The 22,110-nt window shown below is 44.1% G+C and carries 17 protein-coding genes and 1 tRNA gene; 13 read left to right on the plus strand and 5 right to left on the minus strand.

Translation table 11 applies throughout. From position 1 onward, the window contains the following. Nucleotides 1–41 precede the first annotated feature (41 nt). Nucleotides 42–953 carry a methyltransferase domain-containing protein gene (locus ACTQ9T_RS02385; protein ID WP_440463959.1) on the minus strand — a complete coding sequence of 304 codons (912 nt, stop codon included), beginning with the start codon at nt 951–953 and terminating at the stop codon, nt 42–44. A gap of 312 nt (nt 954–1,265) precedes the next feature. Here ACTQ9T_RS02385 and ACTQ9T_RS02390 point away from each other — a divergent pair, with 312 nt between their 5' ends. From ACTQ9T_RS02390 to ACTQ9T_RS02425, 8 genes are all read left to right on the plus strand, one after another. Beyond that, nucleotides 1,266–2,930: an alpha/beta hydrolase family protein gene (locus ACTQ9T_RS02390; protein ID WP_440463960.1), complete on the plus strand. Its 1,665-nt coding sequence runs from the start codon at nt 1,266–1,268 to the stop codon at nt 2,928–2,930. Nucleotides 2,931–3,093: 163 nt separating this feature from the next. Further along, nucleotides 3,094–3,222 carry a hypothetical protein gene (locus ACTQ9T_RS02395; protein WP_266097129.1) on the plus strand — a complete coding sequence of 43 codons (129 nt, stop codon included), beginning with the start codon at nt 3,094–3,096 and terminating at the stop codon, nt 3,220–3,222. 302 nt (nt 3,223–3,524) lie between these two features. Continuing rightward, complete coding sequence (gene gyrA, locus ACTQ9T_RS02400) at nt 3,525–6,326, plus strand: DNA gyrase subunit A (protein WP_440463961.1); 2,802 nt, start codon at nt 3,525–3,527, stop codon at nt 6,324–6,326. Between the two features lie 314 nt (nt 6,327–6,640). Continuing rightward, nucleotides 6,641–7,711, plus strand: coding sequence for an EamA family transporter RarD (gene rarD, locus ACTQ9T_RS02405; protein ID WP_194619068.1), 1,071 nt, complete (start codon nt 6,641–6,643; stop codon nt 7,709–7,711). Nucleotides 7,712–7,950: 239 nt separating this feature from the next. Next, nucleotides 7,951–9,021 carry an EamA family transporter RarD gene (gene rarD, locus ACTQ9T_RS02410; protein ID WP_440463962.1) on the plus strand — a complete coding sequence of 357 codons (1,071 nt, stop codon included), beginning with the start codon at nt 7,951–7,953 and terminating at the stop codon, nt 9,019–9,021. 362 nt (nt 9,022–9,383) lie between these two features. Next, nucleotides 9,384–10,052 carry a glutathione S-transferase gene (locus ACTQ9T_RS02415; RefSeq protein WP_189580454.1) on the plus strand — a complete coding sequence of 223 codons (669 nt, stop codon included), beginning with the start codon at nt 9,384–9,386 and terminating at the stop codon, nt 10,050–10,052. Between the two features lie 92 nt (nt 10,053–10,144). Continuing rightward, nucleotides 10,145–10,402 (plus strand): hypothetical protein, encoded by a 258-nt coding sequence (locus ACTQ9T_RS02420; RefSeq protein WP_440463963.1) that lies wholly within the window; start codon nt 10,145–10,147, stop codon nt 10,400–10,402. 43 nt (nt 10,403–10,445) lie between these two features. Next, complete coding sequence (locus ACTQ9T_RS02425; protein WP_440463964.1) at nt 10,446–11,558, plus strand: ribonuclease Z; 1,113 nt, start codon at nt 10,446–10,448, stop codon at nt 11,556–11,558. 1 nt (nt 11,559) lies between these two features. Here the strand turns inward: ACTQ9T_RS02425 and ACTQ9T_RS02430 are convergent, their stop codons facing one another. Then, nucleotides 11,560–12,546 carry an ATP-binding protein gene (locus tag ACTQ9T_RS02430; RefSeq protein ID WP_440463965.1) on the minus strand — a complete coding sequence of 329 codons (987 nt, stop codon included), beginning with the start codon at nt 12,544–12,546 and terminating at the stop codon, nt 11,560–11,562. A 176-nt stretch (nt 12,547–12,722) separates the two neighbouring features. Between ACTQ9T_RS02430 and ACTQ9T_RS02435 the strand changes: the two genes are divergently transcribed. Further along, nucleotides 12,723–13,718, plus strand: coding sequence for a serine/threonine protein kinase (locus ACTQ9T_RS02435; protein ID WP_440463966.1), 996 nt, complete (start codon nt 12,723–12,725; stop codon nt 13,716–13,718). Nucleotides 13,719–13,801: 83 nt separating this feature from the next. On the opposite strand, the gene ACTQ9T_RS02440 is transcribed toward ACTQ9T_RS02435, so the two are convergent. The 3 genes from ACTQ9T_RS02440 to ACTQ9T_RS02450 form a co-directional block, all read right to left on the minus strand. After that, a tRNA-Leu gene (locus ACTQ9T_RS02440) sits at nt 13,802–13,886 on the minus strand. Between the two features lie 219 nt (nt 13,887–14,105). Continuing rightward, nucleotides 14,106–15,899, minus strand: a complete 1,794-nt coding sequence (locus tag ACTQ9T_RS02445) for a sigma 54-interacting transcriptional regulator (RefSeq protein WP_440464449.1) — start codon at nt 15,897–15,899, stop codon at nt 14,106–14,108. Nucleotides 15,900–16,097: 198 nt separating this feature from the next. Next, nucleotides 16,098–17,519, minus strand: coding sequence for a two-component system sensor histidine kinase NtrB (locus ACTQ9T_RS02450; protein ID WP_440463967.1), 1,422 nt, complete (start codon nt 17,517–17,519; stop codon nt 16,098–16,100). A gap of 135 nt (nt 17,520–17,654) precedes the next feature. Here ACTQ9T_RS02450 and rimO point away from each other — a divergent pair, with 135 nt between their 5' ends. The 4 genes from rimO to uppS all read left to right on the plus strand — a co-directional run bounded on the left by rimO (nt 17,655) and on the right by uppS (nt 21,987). After that, nucleotides 17,655–19,235, plus strand: coding sequence for a 30S ribosomal protein S12 methylthiotransferase RimO (gene rimO, locus ACTQ9T_RS02455; protein WP_440463968.1), 1,581 nt, complete (start codon nt 17,655–17,657; stop codon nt 19,233–19,235). 232 nt (nt 19,236–19,467) lie between these two features. After that, entirely contained in the window at nt 19,468–20,193 is a 726-nt protein-coding gene (gene pyrH, locus ACTQ9T_RS02460) for a UMP kinase (protein ID WP_010200240.1), read from the plus strand. A 130-nt stretch (nt 20,194–20,323) separates the two neighbouring features. Continuing rightward, entirely contained in the window at nt 20,324–20,878 is a 555-nt protein-coding gene (frr, locus tag ACTQ9T_RS02465; protein ID WP_010200239.1) for a ribosome recycling factor, read from the plus strand. Nucleotides 20,879–21,231: 353 nt separating this feature from the next. After that, on the plus strand, nt 21,232–21,987 hold the full coding sequence (gene uppS / locus ACTQ9T_RS02470; RefSeq protein WP_440463969.1) for a polyprenyl diphosphate synthase: 756 nt from the start codon (nt 21,232–21,234) through the stop codon (nt 21,985–21,987). Nucleotides 21,988–22,110: the final 123 nt, after the last annotated feature.

Raw genomic sequence — 22,110 nt, forward strand, 5'->3', positions numbered from 1 at the left:
AATTATGATTTAAACGCTCGTTATCATTAAGCTTATTCAACTTAACGAGTTGCCATTATATGTAGATAGCGACCCAGCCATTTATACGGCTCTCGTTGTGAGTAGCGCAGCTCCATGCGTATGACTGCATCAGGATCATTATGACCACCGCGCTTGAGCGGTGCATAATCATGAAACACGCGCAAGCCACTGGTTAGAATGGTTTGGTAATGATGCGTTGTGAGCCAAGATTCGACTTCTTCTTTGGCGACCGGATAGTTAGGCGTCAGGCTTTTTTTAGTGTCAGCCTTATAATCCGTGTTATCGAGCAGATTAAAATTACCCATAATTAGATTACGATAGTCAAAGCTCGCTGGATTATAAAAGCACAATGACAGCGCGCCATGCTCAGCCAGCTGCCGATCACAAAAGTTCATGATGGCGGCTGGTTCTGCGAGCCATTCGAGTAGGGCATGCGACATTATCAAATCAAACTTAGCTGTTTTCTCAGCATTCTTAGCCATACTGTCTTTATTCTGCAACTCATCGATTGCCAATTTATCCTCTATCTCTTGATAAGGGCACACATACCAGCGTATATCTAGATTCTTATCGATTTCTGCGGCGCTCTCTTTTGCTTTCTCTAACATATTGGCAGAGATGTCATTGATGACCACGCTATGCCCTTGAGCCGCAAGCTCAATCGCAATCTGTGCAAGTCCCGCACCCACATCTAAAACCCGTAAAGGTCGCCCAAGCTCTTTACTCATCTGCGCTGTATAGGCAAAGATATCACGGCGCAATACTGCCAGTCGAATGTCGCCTTTAAGACCACCGTAGACCTTTTTTTCAAAATAATCGGCAATCGTGTCAAAGCTACGATCAGTGCGCGTCTCGTCTTGCATCGCCGTTTCTTTTGTTAGATCTGTCGATTGGCTGTTGGTTTCTTTCGTGCTTTGACTGCTGGTTTGCATAGGGTGATATCTGTATTAGGGTTAAATTTGGAACATCGTACAACAAAGACTAAAGCTAAGCTAGAACTGCTTTAACGGCAACAAAATTTTCTGCATAAGGTAAAAGACGTCACTCAGCGCATGTTTTCCAGTAGCTTTTCATAAAATTTTACGGTATAAATAGTAAGGTTTAAGAAACAATAACTATTGAGCAAGTTTTGCTAAAAAGTGCTTAATACAAATCATTGATGAAAAAAGCTGCCAAACTAAACGGCATTTACTGCCAAAAAATTTCAGCAAACGTCTGATTTACCATTGCTAAGGACAGCAACCATGATCAAATCCACCACGGATACCAGCGGCAAATTATCTGCCCCTTCATCTGCCCCTATCTATCAATCCATGTCTATCACTACCAAAACACCAACGATGTCACGCTGCCTATTGTCGGTAGCCGTTGCCAGTGCTTTACTACTCACCGGTTGTGGAGATGACGACGATGATAACGACACAGCATCCGTCATTTTTCCTACTAGCGTTGAGACAATTAGTGCCTTCAGTACTGCTCAAATAGATGGTATTCCTGGATTGGAAAATGCTGGTACGCCTGATGCTAAGTGTGATATTAAAGTAGAAAAAGTCACCTATCAAACGGTAGGGTCAGCAGGCGAGGTTACCAATGCAACTGCTGCTTTAATGCTGCCTAGTGGTGAGGGTGCAGATTGTTCGGGTGATCGTCCAGTATTATTATATGCTCATGGTACGACTACCGATAAAAGCTATGATTTTAGCCAAGTTGGCAATCCTCAAAATTCAGGCTCGGGTGAAGCCACCTTGATAGCAGCAAACTTTGCCGCGCAAGGCTATATCGTCGTAGCCCCTAACTATGCTGGCTATGATGATTCAGAGCTTGATTATCATCCGTACTTAGTTGCTGAGCAGCAATCTACTGATATGATTGATGCGTTGAATAGCTCGCGTATCGTTATCGATGCACAAAAACGAGATAAAAATACCAATTACGCCAATATCGATGATTCAGGCGAGCTATATATTTCAGGGTATTCACAAGGCGGTCATGTTGCTATGGCTACGGCTAGAGCGCTAGAAGCACAAAACAAACCAGTGACAGCCATTGCGCCTTTATCAGGCCCTTATGCTTTGGCCGCCTTTGGTGATGCTATCTTTACGGGGAACGTTAACCTTGGTGCAACGCGATTTGCGCCATTATTAACGACAGGATTACAGAAAAAGTATCCAAGTATTTATGATAATGTTAATGAGATTTTCACTGACCAGTATGCCAATACTATCCTTCCAAGTGACTCAAGTTTTGAGCAATTAGTCGAGGATAATAAACTGCCTGGATTTGCGCTGTTCCAGTCAAAATCTACTGGCAATGCAGTACTTGATCAGCTACCTTTTAGTACACTACCTTTTGCATTTTTAGGATTTTCTCCTGATAACTATCTCATTAAGACGGACTTTCGTGCCGCTTATGTGACAGATGTGCTTGCAAATCCTGATGGTTTGACAGCAGCAACACCAGCTGGAATACCAGCCGCTTCTCCACAGAACGAGCTTCGTAAAGCTCTAAAAGACAACGATTTACGAGGATATGTACCAAAGATGCCAACATTGTTATGTGGTGGTCATCGTGATCCAACGGTATATTATGATTTAAATACAGGTGCAATGACGGCTCAGCTGCAACAAGCCAATCTAAATATCACTGTTCTCGATGTCGATAACGAGAATGAAGCGGGTCGTGGCATTCCAACGTTGCTGCCTTTAGGTCAATCAGCATTAGCAAACCCTTGGCTAATGACCAATACTATTGATAATATTCAGTCGCGATTTAATAATAATGTCGACGCTGCTGGAGCTGGCCTCTTATCTAGCTATCATGGTGGTTTAGTCGCTAGTGCTTGTACTGACGCCACTCGTGAATTCTTTAATCAAGACTTCAGTGCCAGTGCCAGTGCCAACCGAACTTAATATGACCAAGCGGCAATAAGTTATTTACAGATGAATGATGTCAAAAAACTGCATCCCAGTGGGTGCAGTTTTTTTTATGTATAAACCCATTATTTTTTAGGAGGATAAAACAATGAAGTCAATAATGTTATCTTTGCTAGCGCTCACCTTTGTATGATTGCCTATGAGTCAAGCACAAGCAAAAAACACGCCTTGCTCCGGTAAGATGGGCGGCGTTTCTCATTGCTCAAAAGATGGTGAATGCGTCTGTAAAAATGGCAAAATTAGCCAGTCTAAGCGAGTATGTCATTAAAGATATTTCGGTGGATATTACTGGATCTAAAAACCTGCGCTAATGAGCTGTTTTGCTTGATTTTAATGACAGTCAGAACCCCCTAAATCAACAAATTTGTGCTAAAATAGCTTCTTTTATTCAACATTACTTTTAACAAAAACCGTATCGCCATTTTCCTATGGTTTTGCACGTTTTGAGGTGTTTTTTAGCGTTTATATAACAATCATAGTTGCGCATTTGTGCAGCTATATTTTTGTATCAGCTTAAACCTTTTTAAGGTGTGCAATCCTTAGAGAAATTATGTGAGTGAAGGAGTGTATATGAGCGACTCGATCAGTCCTATTGCCATCGTGGATGAATTAAAGCAATCCTATTTGGATTATGCGATGAGCGTGATCGTCTCGCGCGCGCTGCCTGATGTGCGTGATGGGTTCAAACCAGTGCATCGCCGTGTGATGTATGCGATGCACGTGCTGTCTAATGACTACAATAAAGCCTATAAGAAGTCGGCGCGTGTGGTCGGTGATGTCATCGGTAAATATCACCCGCATGGCGATAGTGCGGTCTATGATGCGATTGTACGGATGGCGCAGGACTTTAGTTTGCGTTACCCGATGGTTGATGGTCAAGGTAACTTTGGCTCGATTGATGATGATCCACCGGCGGCTATGCGTTATACCGAAGTACGTATGACCAAGCTGACTCATCAGATGCTGGCTGATCTCGACAAAGACACTGTCGACTGGGAAGACAACTATGATGGCTCTGAGCGTATGCCAAGCGTGTTGCCTGCGCGTGTGCCTAACTTGTTGGTCAACGGTGCGACTGGTATTGCAGTCGGCATGGCGACCAATATGGCACCGCATAACCTGACCGAAGTTATTAATGCGTGCTTGGCATATGCCGAAAATCCGCAAATATCAGCTGAAGAGCTGATGACCCATATCTCCGGTCCTGACTTTCCTACGGGCGGTATCATCTACGGTCGTGCAGGTATTTTAGATGCTTATCGCACCGGTAAAGGCCGCTTGCACATACGTGGTCGCTATATCATTGAAGCGATGAGCGATACGGGCGTCAACCGTGATCGTGAGCGCATTGTATTTACCGAAGTACCTTATCAGACCAATAAAGCCAAGCTCATTGAGCGTATCGCTGAGCTGGTACGTGACAAAAAAATCGAAGGTATTACTGAGATTCGTGATGAGTCTGATAAAGACGGCATGCGTATCGCCATTGATTTGCGTCGCGGCGAAACTGCCGAAGTTATCGTCAATAATTTATTCCTGCAAACACCGCTTGAGTCTAGCTTTAGTATCAATATGGTGGCGCTCGATAATGGTCAGCCAAAATTATTGACCTTACGTCAGCTCATTGCTGCTTTTGTACGTCATCGTCAAGAAGTGGTGACGCGCCGGACCATTTATGAGCTAAATAAAGCTCGCGTTCGTGGTCATCTGCTCGAAGGCTTGACCGTTGCACTGGCGAATATTGATGAAATTATCGCTGCGATTAAAGCGTCTGCAAACCGCGGCTTGGCACGTGAAAGCTTACTAAACAACACATGGGGTTCAGGCAGTGTCGTGGCGATGCTAACCGCTGCTGGCAGTCAATCAGTACGTCCTGACTTCATCGAAGGCGAAGATCCAAAAGCACCGTTTGGTCTGATTGAGGGTAATGAGCATTATCGCTTATCGCTTGAACAGGTCAATGCTATTTTAGATATGCAACTGCATCGTCTAACGGGTCTTGAGCAAGACAAACTGACTGAAGAATACCAAGATTTACTGCGTGAAATCGCCCATTTAGAGTCTATCCTTGGCGATTTTGACAAGCTAATGACCATTATCTCTAATGAGATGATTGAGATTCGTGAGAACTTCGGTGATGAGCGCCGCACTGATATTATTGATTCACGTATGGACTTTAACCGTGAAGATCTTATCCCAGAGCAAACCGTAGTCATGACCGTTTCTCGTACTGGTTATGCAAAAACCCAGCCAATTGATGATTATGTTGCGCAAAAACGTGGTGGTAAAGGCAAATCTGCGACTGCGATGAAAGAAGACGATGTGATTGATCATCTAGTAGTGACCTCAACGCATTCTACAGTATTGTGCTTCACTGATAGTGGACGTGTCTTTAGCCTACGCGGCTTTGAAGTACCGATTGCCAGTCGCGGTGCCCGTGGTCGTCCATTAGTGAATTTAATTGGGTTAAATCCTGATGAAACCGTGACAACTATCTTACCTATTCCAAAAATAGTAGAAGAGTTACCGGTAAAAGGTGACACATCATTAACAGACACCTTAATAAATGATGATGATGAGTTATCAGAAGATAACAATCAAGCAGAGCCACCTTTTGTATTCTTTGCAACTGCTAATGGTACAGTGAAACGGGTAGAGCTTAAGCAGTTTGCCAATATTCGATCAAATGGCTTGATTGCTGTTGGATTAGAAGAGGGCGATAAGTTGGTCAGCGCTCGTATCACCAATGGTAGCCAAGAAGTGATGTTGTTTGCTTCCAGTGGCAAAGCCATTCGTTTTGATGAAAATGATGCTCGCGCGATGGGTCGTACTGCGAAAGGTGTCCGTGGTATGCGTTTGGCTGCTGATGAATTCATTAAGTCGTTAGTCGTTATCGAAGATGATGTCCGCGAAATCCTAATCGCTTGTGAAAAAGGCTTTGGTAAACGTACCTTTATCGATGAGTTCAATACCCAAAATCGTGGTGGTGGCGGTGTAATCGCGATTAAGACCAGTGAGCGTAATGGTGCGTTAGTACGAGCCACCAAGGTTGACTCTACCGATGATATTATTTTGATCTCTGACAAAGGTACATTGGTTCGTACGCCAGTTGAGCATGTCGCTAGCTCTGGTCGTAATACGCAAGGTGTCACGCTGATTCGTCTGTCAAAAGATGAGAAACTGGTTGCTATGGCACGTGTTGAGCACGAAGAAAGCGATGATGAGCTAGTTGATGCTATGAGAGAAGATGGTACGTTGCATGTAGAAGGTCAAGAGCAGATAAATATTGATGCGGCAACTGGCAACACAGCCACAACTGAAGTTGATGATGCTATCGATATTGCAAATAATGATGAGTTAGACGGCGAATAAATGTCTCAGTAGTTAGCTTTGTGATCTAGGGCATGTCATCAATTAGCACATTGATACATTTAGTGGTCTTAAAATGGTTAAATTTTGCCAAACATCGTCAGAAATCTTGTCAATATGTTCATATTTACGGCAATTTCTTCCTTGTTTGGCTGCAATTTTCCTCATTTTAAGTCTCACAATCTAAATGATGACACGCCCTAGTTTTATATGATTGTTATAAAAAAAGCCTCTGACGTTATCGTCGGAGGTTTTTATTTTTTGATTCTCATTTTTCTCAATAATGTAAATAAGGTTCTATTTTTAAGGCTGTTGTTATGCTTACGACCAATCAAACTTTTCAGGGAACTGTCGCATCGGTATCATCGAGTTTTTTATTTTCGATGATGTTTGTATTTGGGCTGTTTATGTTGCCCTTAACGGGGACACAGGTAGCATCATGGCGTGTCCTTATGATGCTATTAAGTTTGGTAATATTGCTTAGTTTGACCAAGCAGTGGCAGCATGTCTTTGATTATATAAAAACGCTAAAGACAGTAAAGGAGTGGTTGATATTTATATTGCCCGCACCGATTTTGGGTGGACAGATTTGGTTGTTTATGTGGGCGCCCGTTAATGGGTTTGGTCTGGACGTTACGCTGGGTTATTTTTTATTGCCGCTTGTGATGATTGTGCTTGGTCGGTTTTTTTACCATGAGCATATGAGCGTCCTACAGTGGGCAGCCGCACTATTCGCAGCGTTGGGCATCGGTTACGATATTTTTCAGTATGGTTCGGTATCTTGGGTGACGCTGTTTGTGTGCTTGGGCTATCCACCTTACTATCTGTTGCGTCGTACACTTGCTGTGCCACCAGTGACGGGGCTGTTGTTTGATTTGACTCTGCTAACGCCAGTAGTGCTCATCATACTTTATGTGACTGGTGGTTTTGACGTTGCGGCACAAGAGATGAAGTTTTGGTATCTATTGCCGCTGCTTGGTGCTTTGAGTGCGCTTGCGATGTCACTGACGATGATTGCGAGTAGTAAGCTGCCCGTGTCATTGTTTGGGGCGTTAAGCTATATAGAGCCGATGCTGTTGTTTGTATTATCCATTACGGTTCTGAGTCAAAACCTCGATGAAGGCGGCTCGCTCTTTATGTATGGCATGATTACGCTTGCGCTACTGGTCATGATGGTTGATAGTGCCACAGGCTATCTGGTTCGTCGTCGTAACGATCATCTTTATGGTTATAGAGAGCCACAAGTGGGCGGTTTCCCACCGCGACGCCATTTTATCAATCAGCGTATCGATGGCGTACTAAAAGCGCATCGTTTTCGCAAGATACGTCGTTACCAAAAAAAGATGAATAAAATACAGCAAAAAATTGAGCAACTTGATTTAAAATAAGCACTTAGAGTCATTAAACTTACTCAACGAAGAAGTTGATATACTAAATGAAAGGCAGTATTGCTTATCTATTCTGACTTTGACATAATGCAGCCCATGATATAAGCACGACATATCAAAAGCGTTGATCTTGGATTGCGCGACGACCTTATATGCAAAAGCCTCAGACGTTCTCGTCTGAGGCTTTTGTTTTTTTTAAAATTGCCAAGGATGTGCCCCAATCTCTAAAGGCTGCTGTGATGCTGACTACTAACCAAACCTCGCAGGGTACGATCACTGCTGTGGCTGCAAATTTCTTATACTCTCTGCTGTTCTTATTCAGCTTGCTGCTGCAACCGCTATCAGGTACGCAGGTCGCTTCGTGGCGTGTGCTAACGATGTTTTTTAGTTTGGTGCTATTGGTAAGTATATTAAAACAATGGCAGCATATTTTTGACTATCTAAAAACATTAAAAAACGCCAAAGAGTGGTTTTTATTTATATTGCCCACCCCAATTTTGGGCGCACAAATCTGGATATTTATGTGGGCGCCAGTGAATGGTTTGGGGCTTGAAGTGACGTTGGGTTACTTTTTATATCCAATGATTATGATCGTTGTTGGTCGATTTTTTTATAATGAGGATATGAGCTTACTTCAGTGGGCTGCCATTGTATGTGCGGGTCTTGGTATCGCTTATGATATCTTTGAATATGGTGCTATCTCTTGGGCGACGTTGTTTGTCTGCTTGGGTTACCCGCCGTATTACCTACTGCGTCGCTATCTAGCCGTACCACCCATCACTGGTCTTATCTCAGATCTTGTGTTGCTATTGCCAGTCGTATTGGTTGCGCTGTATATGAATGGTGGCTTTGAAGTAGCGATAACCAACCATAAACTGTGGTATCTGTTGCCTTTACTTGGCATTATTAGTACCGCTGCCATGTCATTGACAATGATAGCGAGTCAGAAATTGCCAGTCTCGTTGTTTGGAACGTTGTGCTACCTTGAGCCGATATTTTTGTTCGTATTTTCGATTGCGATTTTGGATCGTAACTTACATGATGGTGGATCCATGCTGATGTACAGCATGATTTTTGTGGCATTGCTTATTATGATTGCTGATAGCGCGCTGGGTTACTTGGGACGCAAACGTGATGACCGCTTACATGGCTACAATGAGCCACAAGTGGGCAGCTTTCCACCACGCCGTCGCCTAGAAAATCGCCGTATTAAAGGCGTGTTGGCCGCGCATCGATTCCGCCAAATCAAAAAATATCAGCAAAAAATAGACAAAATGACGCGAAAAATAGAAGTACTCCACGCCAAATAAGTAGAGGTTGTTGTAAAACCAAAGTTGACTTGGCAGGCATTATTTTTCGTAACTACTCTACACAGTTGTGGTGTCAAAGCCGCGTTAAGTACGCTATTATCAGTAGCAGCAGTATCACACTCGACCTAATTTGGCACATGATATCTAGGGCGTGTCCTCAAGCTGAACGAAAATACTTAAATGGGTCAAAAATGGCTAAATCTTGCCAAACTGTGTCAAATAGCTGGTTAATATCTCGATATTATCTGTGCTACTTTCCTCGTTTGGCTGCAATTTATCTCATTTTTATCACCATGTTCAGAATGAGGACACACCCTAAAATAGTATAGCGGACTCACAATTACTTATTACTAGGATGGTTTATGTTACACCTTCATCATTTAGCAAACTCACGCTCGTTTCGTATTTTATGGTTATTAGAAGAGCTCAAAGCTGATTATCAACTGACGTGCTATGAGCGCAATAAAGCTTACCGCGCGCCTGAGAGTCTAAAAGCCATACATCCGATCGGTCATGCACCGATATTGGAAGTGGATGGTCGCCCGCTGATTGAGTCAGGGTTTATCATCGAATATCTACTCAAGCATTATGATAAAGCCCATCAGTTCAAACCTGCCGATGACAATGAAGCAGCGTGGGAAGCTTATACGTTTTGGTTGCATTTCGCTGAAGCGTCTGTGATGCCACCGCTCATCATGCGATTGGTGTTCACCAAAGTGGTTGAGCAATCGCCGATGTTGATTAAACCTGTTAGCAAGGGCATCAAAGCAAAAGTCGAAAAAAGCATGATTGCTAACAGCTTAAACAAAATACTCGACATGATGGAGCAGCATCTACAGGACAATCATTGGTTCGCTGGTGAAGATTTTAGCGCCGCCGACATTCAAATGCATCTAGCGGTAGTAGGTGCCAATGCTGGTCCGGGCTTAGATAAGAATAAATATACCAATATCTTAAATTGGCTAAAACGCTGTGAAGAGCGTGATGCCTTTAAGAGCGCAGAAGAAAAGGGCGGTCGTCTTAAGTTCTAGTTGCTGGCGTTTACACATGTATAAGCGCTTGATTTAATATTTTGATAAAAGGTTTTGTTTATGCATAGACAAAACCTTTTTAGGATAAAGTAATGTCTGATCTGAATAAATTTGAAAACAAAAGCATCGATACCGATGTCAATGCTAACCCATCGCTTGCTCGTCAAGAAATCAATAGCCAGCAGGTGTCTATCAAAGCGTGGTCACAAAAACTGCTGGTCGTGCTGCTATGTGTAGCGAGTTTTTATGGTGGTTGGAAGTCTTATGAGTCTAATATGGTCAATGAGTGTACTGCCAATGGTGGACAAATGGTAGCAGGCGATCGAACCATGATATGCCAGTTGTCATAAGCCGTATCATTCATTAATAATGTTGTATTATGAGTGCTGAATCATGCTCAAACTGACCTTTTTAGGCACCTCAGCAGGGGTGCCAACCAAACAGCGCAATGTCACTGCCTTAGCGATCGAATGCTTGAATCCTTATTCATCGGGCGCTAGTCAGCAGCCTAAAAAATCGCGTCCGTGGCTATTAATTGATTGCGGTGAAGGTACGCAGCAGCAATTGCTGCACACCAAGCTCTCTCTACATCAATTAATCGCCATTTGTATTACCCATGTGCATGGCGACCATTGCTATGGTTTGCCAGGATTGCTGGCGAGTGCGGCTATGTCTGGACGCCGCGAACCGCTGACCCTCATTGCACCAAACGCCATCGCTACATTGCTTGAAGCTATTACCGCCCCCACAGAGTTGTATTTGCCCTTTGCCATCAATTTTATGGCGATTGAAGAGTTATTGTCTCCAGATAGTGGGGGTAACGGTCAGGTAAGTATCAGTTTAGACAGCCAGCATCAGCTTGATATTGATATCACACCACTATCACATCGCGTCGCCTCTCATGGTTTTGGTATCACTCAGACTATCAGCCAGCGCACGCTTAATAGGGATAAGTTGACCGCAGCAGGTATCCCAGCAAGTGCGCTGTGGGGCAAACTGCAGCAAGGTACAGATGTCATGACCGAAGACGGTCGTGAGCTGAGATCAGCAGATTATGTCAATAATGACGTTAAGCGCACACGGGTAGTGGTAGCGGGGGATAACGATACGCCAGCTTGTCTCACCTCTGCGTTGGTCGATACTGATTTACTGGTGCATGAAGCGACATATACGCATGAGGTGTTGACTAAGATTCAAGCCAAAAATCCAGACTTTGATCCCATGCATAGTAGTGCGCAATTGGTGGGCAAATTTGCTCAAGATATCGGGCTTAAGAATTTGATTTTGACCCATTTTAGCGCACGTTATCAAAGCTTTGATAACCCAGATAGCAGTACGGCAAACATGGGGCATATTCGCTTAGATGCGCAACGTGTGTATCAAGGCAAGCTATGGTTGGCAGCAGATTTTGACCAATATATGGTCGATGGCGCAGTTGATTTGGCAAGCAATCAAGATGAGAATCGCGTGCAGTATCTAGGCTCTGCACGCAGCAATGAGACATGATTTATAGCTTGTTATTTACCAATTGACTATCTGCGAAAGCCAATTGCGTTTTTCCACTCCAATAACGACTGAATTGATAAGCGACCCGTCCCGAGCGCCCACCGCGTTCAGAGGCCCAACGTAGCGCGTCCTTTTTGATCTTGTCAGGCATGGTCTGACTTTCCAAAACATTCTTAGCATCGCTATCCATATCAGCTGAGATTTTCTGCTGCTCTAAATTCAGATAATGCTGAACGATATGCAGATAAGTCTGCTGATCCATAGGATGGAAAGTGAGTGATAAACCGAATCTATCTGACAATGACACGGTCTCATCAATAGCCTCATAGGGGTTGACTTCATCCGTCTGACCATTGTAGATATTGACATTGTCTTTCATCATTTGCGGTAGCAGGCGACGGCGATTACTGGTGGCATAGACCAGTAGCTTGTCTTGCTCAGAGTCTAGCGAGCCATCAAGCACGCTCTTTAGCGTACGATAGCTTTCATCTTGACCGTCAAACGCGAGATCATCACAGTATACGATGTAGCGGCAATTACAATCTGCTGGTAGGGCATTAATGGCAGCGCGAATCTTATCTAATATTTGCAGATCATCGCGAGCAACTTCAATAATACGCAAGCCTTCACTATGATGGGCTTGTAGCAAGGCGCGAATCAATGATGATTTACCGGCACCGCGTGTACCCGTCATCAGCACGTGATTGGCAGGGTAGCCTTTTAGGAACTGGCGCGTGTTTTGTACCAGTTTAGACTTTTGCGTATCGATACCATGCAAGTCATCTAAGCTCAAAAATAGATTGACCGACAAAGGCTCTAAATTACCAGTGCGTCCACCAACCCAGCGATAAGCAAGCTGGCATGGATCGATTTCAATCGTCGGTGTCACCTGCTCTTGCAAGTACTGACTGAGCAAATCTAACAACGGTTGAGGTAGGGCATAAGTAGGCTGATTAGAGGGCGTGGTTGGGATGATTGGTTGTGACATAGTGGCTCAAGTATTTAAGGTTGTCTTTAATACCATACCCAAAAATATCATTAACGTGGCTAAACTTTTGGCACCTACTGAGCGTAGTACTGGTCAAAATTATTCGCGCTACTATTATTTTTGGAAATGATACGAACAGGCAGGCAGTAATCTCACCCTATTATGAGAAAAACACCATGGAAAATAGTGCCAGTAATCTGTCTATTAAGCAAGCGTTACAGGCGCAATCTCAGCAGCTATTACCCATTATTACGCAAGTACTGACCACACTGCATTTTAGCGAAGTCGTTCACCAGCGTATTACTCAGCAAAATCATGAGCATACGCAAAATATTGAAAATACTTATTATCAAGGCTTAACACGCGCCCAACATACACGGTTTGGTCATGTCATGATCAAATGGCAGTTGAGTGATGCCGCTTATCGTATCTCGCCCAATTTAACTCATGAAGCAGACGTTTTAGCTGCTGTAAATACTTCATTGAAAATCAAAGATAATGCTATCGCTATAGCACCGCCACTATTAGCTCATCATTGTGTAAACGTTCAAATACTAGAGCAGCCTCAAAAGCTGGTAATAGTAGTCATGCCTTATTATCTTAATGGTAGCTTGGCGAGACAGTTGAGTGGGCGAAAATATCTGTCACTGATAGCGTCACAAAAGCATCACTTCATCAATCAATCAGCGTATTTGATAGCCAATTTGCATCACGCTGGCTGGTTGCATAATGATATTAAGCCCAGTAATATTTTGCTAGATGGTTTGTTGCCAAATAGTGCGGATAATAGCAGTGTAATGCCTGATTTATTGTTGACCGATTTTGCCTTAGCGCAGCGCTTCAACGCAATAAGTGTGGCAAATCCTGCAGGCACGCCAGCGTACCTCGCACCTGAGCGTTGGCAGGGGAAGGGCGCAACGGTGCAAAGTGATATCTATGCATTTGGCGTCATGATGGTTGAGATATTGGCGGGCAGGCGACCGTTTCAGGTAAGCGTCAACAGCAATGATAAATTAAAAGCGTGGGCGATTCAGCATTGCCAACAGCCTATTCCAAAGCTGTCATCAGAATATAGTCGTTATCAATGTATGGTCGATAAGGCATTGGCGAAGCGGGTGGAGAAAAGATATCGGAGTATGGAAGAGGTGTTGGAGGGTTTAGAGCGTTTGTGATAATAGATAGCTAAACTCCAGACACAAAAAAACCTGCTAAAAAGCAGGTTTTGATATTTGGTCTAAGATGTACTATCCGAAGATGGTGGGGCTGGAGAGACTCGAACTCTCACACCTTGCGGCGCCAGAACCTAAATCTGGTGCGTCTACCAATTCCGCCACAGCCCCATTTTCGTTACTCTATCATTATTAGCGTTTAAACTCAAACACAACGTAGATAGTTAACTGATTCGGTAGTGCGTCTCAGTGGTTGGCTATTATATAGAGTTTGAATGGTTTGACAAGCCCTTTTTGCAATTATTTTTAATTATTTAACGATTATTTCTGATTTATACGATAAATAATTGATTTTACTGGAATTATTAATTCAATGATTTTGCGTTTTTATTACTCTTTGGTCTGCGTCTCTGCTGCTGACATATCTAACTGCTGTAATTTACGGGTGAGCGTATTACGTCCCCAGCCGAGTAAGTTGGCAGCCGCTATCTTTTTGCCACCGCTATGATTGAGTGCCGCTGTAAGTAACACTCGTTCGAACTCAGGCGTTGCCGTTTGCAAAATGTCAGTTTCGCCTGTTTGTAGCGCTTGTTTGGCCCACTCTGCCAATGCCTGCTGCCAACTTGGATTTTTAGCGATGTTTTGAGTTTGGATGTTTTGGCTATTTAGATTGTGGCTGTTTAAATTGTTGCCATCTATATTATTGCTATCTATATTGGGGCTATGTGAGCTATCACCGGTGTGCTGCTGGTTGTACTGATCAAATTCAGACGAGGATGACGTTTGTTGTGGCTGCAACTCTGTGTTTGCTGGCATCGCTTCAAGCAGCTCTGGCGGCAAGTCATCAACCATGACTGTATCTCCGGTTGCCATGACCGTTAGCCATAGGCAGACGTTCTCAAGTTGACGCACATTACCGCGCCAGTCAAAGGCTTGCATAATCTGTAGCGCCGCAGGCTGTAGCTGTTTTAAGGCGGTGTTCATTTGCTTAGCAGCGCGCTGCATAAAATAACTGGTTAAAGCAGGAATATCTTCGCGGCGCGTCCGTAGTGGTGGCAGCGGTAGACGAATGACATTGAGACGATAAAATAAATCCTCACGGAACCGACCTAGTTTGACCAGTTCTTCCAAGTTTTGATGGGTGGCAGCAATGATGCGCACGTCCACTTTGACCGGTTGCTGTCCGCCCACACGGAAGAACTCACCGTTTGCCAGTACCCGTAGCAGCCGCGTTTGGGTGCTGAACGGCATGTCACCGATTTCATCCAAAAATAACGTACCGCCATCAGCTTGCTCAAAACGACCTTGCCGTGTCGTCGTTGCACCAGTGAACGCACCTTTTTCGTGACCGAATAACTCCGACTCAATCAAATCATGCGGAATCGCGGCCATATTGAGGGCAATGAATGATTGCTGATGACGCGGTGAATGCTGATGCAGGGCACTGGCGACCAGCTCTTTCCCTGTGCCTGATTCACCGGTAATCAAAACGGTAATGGGTGAGTGCGCCAATCGCCCAATCGCACGAAACACTGTTTGCATCGCTTGTGACTGACCAATGATGCCGCTGGGGTTGTCATTGGCTTGTGAATCATTTTTGATCTCAGCTTTGTTTTTAGTCGTCTTATGGGCTTTGGTGGCTATCTTAGTGTTATGAGTGGCTTTATTTTTACTAGTGGACTTCGTATCTGTCTCAGGCGATTTATTTGCAGTTGTTTTGGCATCCGACTCATTTGGTTGATCTATTTTCGCCATGTCTGGTTGAAAATTAATCGCTTTATAAATCGTAGCGACTGCATCATCTAAGTCAAACGGCTTCGGCAGATATTCAAATGCTCCTGTCTGATAACTATTGATGGCAGAGGTCAAGTCTGAATGCGCTGTCATGATGACAATCGGCAACGCAGGGAAGTGCTTATGCACCCAGTCGCTAAAAGACAAGCCGTCCATCATAGGCATCCGAATATCGGTCAATATCACATCCGGTAGCTGCGTGGCTGACTCGCGCTGCTGCAAGATATCATTGAGGCGTGTCCATGCTGCTTGTGCTTGGGTAAAGCTGATGACCGTCAATCCAGCATCTTCAAAAGTATCCGCCAGTACCAAGCGCAGCGCTGCATCGTCATCGATGAGCCATAAGGTCGCAGGGTTGTCAGCAGGCGCATTATTGACCGTTACTTTCATAGCTTGGTTATTAAGTGTTTGATTGTTAAGTGCTTGGTTATTAAGCGTTTGGCTGTCAAATGTTTGATTGCCAGATGTTTTATCATTCGAGCCTTGATTGTCGCTGTTAGATTTAAGGTTGTCGTTATATGCAGTCATGTATCAGGCCTAATGAGCAAGTGATTCAGGGTTGTTGTTTGATAGGTTCAGCCATAATTTTTACGCATCGGTTGCGGGCTGTTTAAAGGGTAAGTACAGCGTAAAACGAGTCTGACTGTTATTGTAATTATAACTGGGATTAGAATTTGGGTTAGCGCTTCGTGCTTGATTTGAGCTGACGTCAATCATACCATGATGGCAGCTGATAATATCTTGCACAATCGATAAGCCAAGACCAGTACCAGTGGCACGACTGGTCACCATCGGGAAGAATATCTGCCCAATCAGCGCCGCATCTATCCCTGAGCCATTATCCGTAATGCTAACTTGCAAAGCTTGTTTGTGCTGTTGGCTGCCAATCGTATGTTGGAAGGCAATGCGCGTTTGAATATGCAGTTTTGGTTGATAGGTTTTCTCAACCTCAAGACTACTATGCAAAATATCTGAAGGTAATTGATCAGCTTTGGCTGGCGCGTTTTGTTGAAGTGTCTGCTCAAACTCAGTCATTGATTCACAGGCATTGTTAATTAGGTTTAAAAACACTTGAATCAACTGATCTTTATCAGCGCATAACTCAGGTAACGACAAATCATAATCACGTTGCAGTGCAACTTGGGGGTACTGATTGAGCACTAAGGTTAAAACATGCTCAATTGGCTCATGAATGTTAAGCATTTGCCAGTTTGGTAGCTGATTGGAGCCAAGAAACTGTCCGATAAGATGGGTTAAGCGGTCTGTCTCCGAGATAATGATATCAGTATAACTACGGAGTTTCTGCGCTGTTTTTTGCAACTGCTTATCACCATTCGGAGCTGGATTTGCGCCAGAATTTATATCGCTAATAGCAGGAGATGGAGGGTTGTGTAAAGCAGTCGCCTCGCTGAATTTGATAAATTGTCGCTGTAATAATTGTGCCGCGCCGCGAATACCAGCCAATGGGTTTTTGATTTCATGGGCAACCGAACGCAGCATATGACGGGCAACATTATATTGCTGTTGCTGACGCTGCTCTTCTGAGATACGGCTTTGACGGTCTTTACCCCACATCTCAATGATAAAGTAAGGTTGCTGCTCATAGATGACAGGCGTCACGCTATAGTCGATTGAGAGCGGTAAGTTGCCGTTGAGTGGGGTTTTGATGATGTGATCATGATCGATAAAGGGTTGTTGATATTGCTTTGCTTGATGAAATCGCTCGGTCAAGGCGCAGTGATTATCTAGCTTGTTATGTTCGTTGTTATTGTTGTCGTTATCCAGAGTCTGAGCAGCGCGCTCATCGAGCTTTAATTCATCGGTTGCGAGCAGGGTCAATATTGACTGATTGAGCAAGCGTTCACTGCTGATGGCTAGTAATTGTTCAGCTTGGGCATTTAGCCACGTAATGACTAGCTCGTCATTGACCCACAAGATAGCGGTGAATAAATGCTGTGATATAAAGGCTAAGTCAGGAGTCGGTTTGGCGGTTGTAAAATCAGCTGTCATTGTCAGTGCCTAATAAAGAATAATACTGAACGTAATATTTAACCATAAATCAATACACTAGCGCGGCAAAACTGGTGATTATCACAAAAAAAACGTACAATGCGCTCAGCCAATTTATCTCTAGCAAGGTCAGCCATGCCCAAAACTTCTATCGAGTCTATTAATACGACAATCGCAACATCCTCGTCAGCGTCTATTGCCCCAAAAGACACTGCCACCCTCTTTAATCCTGCCAAGCCGACAGCAACGCCTGCGCAAAGCTCGACGGATAGCAGTGAACCTTACCATCATAAAGCCAATCACAATCAAAACCGTAGCATTGAGCAAAGCAGTGAGGTTACGACAGCCAATGCGACTGCCACGATGCCTGTTAGTGCCGCGCCAAAGATTGGTTTTGTATCACTAGGTTGCCCAAAGGCACTAGTGGATAGTGAGCGTATTATTACAGAATTGAGCCGCGATGGGTATCAAGTTGCCAGTGATTACGAAGGTGCCGATCTCGTCGTGGTCAATACCTGCGGCTTTATTGAATCTGCGGTGCAAGAATCATTGGACGCCATCGGTGAAGCTATTAGCAAAAATGGTAAAGTGATCGTTACTGGTTGCTTGGGTAAAGAGGCGGACAAAATCCGTGCCATGCACCCAGCCGTGCTAGCCGTGACCGGTGCGCATGCGTATGACGAAGTGATTACGGCAGTGGCGCAGCATGTACCCAAGCCGAACCGCAGTTTGGACGCAAACTACGACCCAAAGATAAATTTAATCAATGAGGCGGGTATTAAATTAACCCCAAGCCATTATGCTTATCTAAAAATATCGGAAGGTTGTAACCATCGCTGCACCTTCTGCATTATTCCAAGCTTGCGCGGAGATTTGGTCTCGCGCCCGATTGATAATGTCATGAATGAAGCCATGGCGCTAAAAAACGCTGGCGTGAAAGAACTGCTAATTATTTCGCAAGATACCTCTGCTTATGGGCTGGACTTGAAGTATAGAACCAGTTTTTGGAATGGCATGCCGCTCAAGTCGAAGTTTTATGACTTATGCCAAGCATTGAACGACTTGGGTATTTGGGTGCGTCTGCATTATGTCTATCCGTATCCGCACGTGGACAAAGTCGTTGAGTTGATGGGCGAGAAGAAGCTACTGCCTTATCTTGATATTCCATTCCAACATGCCAGCCATCGCATTCTAAAGGCAATGAAGCGTCCAGCGCACAGCGAAAACACCTTGGCGCGTATCAAAGCGTGGCGTGAGATTTGTCCAGACATCGTTATTCGTTCGACGTTCGTCGTTGGTTTCCCCGGTGAGACGGAAGAAGATTTTCAATGCCTGCTTGATTGGTTGGTCGAGGCTCGCCTTGATCGCGTGGGTGCCTTTACTTATTCAGAAGTCGAAGGCGCAGTGGCTAATGATTTGCCAGACCACGTTCCTGAAGAAGTGAAGCAAGAACGCTACGAGCGTTTCATGGCGCTACAGCAAGACATCTCAGCACAGAAGCTACAAGAAAAAATCGGCAAAACCTTGACGGTATTGGTCGATGAGATTGATAGTATCGAGGGCATTGCGATTTGCCGCAGCTATGCTGACGCCCCTGAGATTGACGGTCATGTCTATGTTGATGATATCAATGCGCAAGTCAAAGTCGGGCAATTCCTCACGGTCACGATTGATGATGCTAGCGAATACGATTTGTTTGCCAGTTATCAAGGTTAGATGACTGCTATTTAAATGACCGCTATAAAGGTTAAATGACTACGATAATATGTGAGTGAAAATTGCCCAATGATAGGCAGTTTTTGCTACAATTAGCGCAATTTAGCCTTTTTACACGCCTACCATCAAGTATGGCGGTATAAGCGAGTTTAAAGGCTAACTGTATTTGTGTTTTACCGATGATTTTAATTATAATTAACGAAACTATAGTTTAACGAAATAAGGTGACCTCATGTCTGACAAAAACCCGCGTTACTCTCGTATCTTGCTGAAACTCTCTGGTGAAGCCTTAGCCGGTAGCAAAGACATGGGTATTGATACCGAAGTGCTCGATAAGATGAGCTTGTCTATCGCGCACTTGCGAGGGCTTGGGGTACAAGTCGGTATCGTGGTCGGCGGTGGTAACTTATATCGCGGTGCCCAGTTACAAAAAGAAGGCTTGGTTGGTCGTGTCACCGGTGATCAGATGGGTATGCTAGCGACGGTCATGAACGGTCTGGCGATGCGTGATGCCCTTGAGCGTCGCAATATCAAAACGCGTTTGATGTCAGCTTTGCCTATTGGCGAAGTGACCGAAAGCTATAGCAGTCGCAACGCCATTCGCTACCTAAAAAATGGCGAAGTGTGTATCTTTGTCGCGGGTACGGGCAATCCTTTCTTTACCACTGATACGGCTGCTTGCCTGCGCGGTATTGAAATCGAAGCAGGTTTGATTCTAAAAGCCACCAAAGTAGATGGGGTTTATGACAAAGACCCAAGCTTACATGACGACGCAGTGAAATACGACGGTTTGACTTTTGATGAAGTATTAGAACAAAAGCTTGGCGTTATGGATTTGACCGCGATTGCTTTATGCCGTGAGCACAACGTGCCGCTACAAGTGTTCGATATGACCAAACCTAATGCTTTGTTGAATGTCATTATGGGCGAAAATGAAGGCACACGAGTTTTTCATTAATTCATATTGATACAGCGGTCATTAGCACTATTATGGCAATGGCAATAAATAGCTCACTGGTTTAACAGTTAATACCTTAATAATTAACAACAATGAATGATTTGTCGATAGCGATAAATAAGGATACATGATGATCAAAGAGATTAAGCAAGACGGCGAAGCACGCATGCAAAAGACATTGGAAGCGCTTGAGAGCACTTTTAGTAAAGTTCGTACGGGTCGTGCGCATCCAGGTATGTTGTCAGGTGTGATGGTCAGCTACTACGGTTCTGATACAGCACTTAATCAGGTAGCCAGTGTGAACGTTGAAGACTCACGTACATTACTTGTTCAACCGTTTGACCGTACCATGGTACAAGCGATTGATAAAGCCATTCGTGAAGCAGATCTGGGTCTGAACCCAATGACTGCTGATGTGATTCGTGTACCGATGCCAGCATTGACCGAAGAAACGCGCCGCGATATGCAAAAGCTTGCGCGTGGAGAAGCAGAAAACAGCCGAGTCTCTATCCGTAATATCCGCCGCGATATGATGAATGACATCAAAGAGCTGGCCAAAGAAAAAGAAATCTCAGAAGATGACGAGCGCCGCGCCAGTGATGATATTCAAAAAATCACTGACAAATATATCGAAACTATCGATAAAAGTCTGACCAAAAAAGAAAGCGATTTGATGGACGTTTAAGCACTGTCTTTGATTTATTTTTTATCAATAAAAAATAAATCAAGCGCTTAAAAATTAAGTTTTTTGATGCAGACAATATCATAATAATAGACAGCTAATGGTCAATCACTATTGGCTGTCTATTGCTATATGGATTGTGATGACATAAGCACAGAGTTTTATAACGTTTCTTTAATAGCTCGCAAATAGGCCTTAACAGTTTACAAAAATGGTTTTCCAATCTTCATTAGCTCTAAACTGGTTTATGATAAGTTTGTGAATCTTAAGCATGACGCTTTTTTAATGCGATAGAGCGCGTTATGATTGTTTTACCTCAATACATTATTTTACCTCAACAATAAGTCGTATCGCCCATGTCTACTCCCACCGTTTTGGCTCCTGTACTCATTCCTCGTCATATCGCCATTATCATGGATGGTAATAATCGCTATGGTACAGCCAATGCGCTCGGTAAAGGCCAAGGCCATGTGGCGGGTAAAGATGCGCTAGATCCTATCGTGGAGTATTGTGTCGATGCGGGTATCGAAGTATTAACAGTATTTGCTTTTTCCAGTGAAAACTGGCAACGTCCCCCTAGCGAGGTGGCGCTATTGATGCAGCTGCTAACATCGACCATTCATGAGCAGATGCCGCGTATGAATGAGTACCGCATTCGCTTGCGTTTCATCGGTGATCGTAGCCAGCTTAGTCATGATTTACAGACATTGATGGCAGATGCAGAAGCAGAAACGGCTCATTTTGAAGCCATGACATTGGTGATTGCCATTAGTTATGGGGGGCAGTGGGACATCGCCAATGCCGCAAAACAGCTGGCACAGCAAGTAGAAGCCGGCGAGTTGCGCGCTGCAGAAATTGATAAAGAAATGCTTGGTAACTATGTGCAATTAGCCGATGCGCCTGCAGTTGATATGTTGGTGCGGACGGGCGGTGAGTACCGAATTTCTAACTTTTTATTGTGGCAATCAGCTTATGCTGAGCTGTTCTTTACCCAGACATTATGGCCGAACTTTACTGCCGATGAGTTGGCAGCAATGGTAGCAGAGTTCGCACAGCGTCAACGCCGTTTTGGCAAAACTAGCGAGCAGATAGTGAAAGAGCAGCAGCGCTAAAGCCATCGATTTAGTCAGGATCGAGTGGTTCATGATGACGTGATTCATTATTAAATCTGTAGCATATTCGCTGGCATTTATTGACGAAATACAGTCACTGTTTTAAAACGTGTGTATTCGAAA

Source organism: Psychrobacter sp. ASPA161_6 (assembly GCF_051970285.1).
Lineage (GTDB): Bacteria > Pseudomonadota > Gammaproteobacteria > Pseudomonadales > Moraxellaceae > Psychrobacter > Psychrobacter glaciei.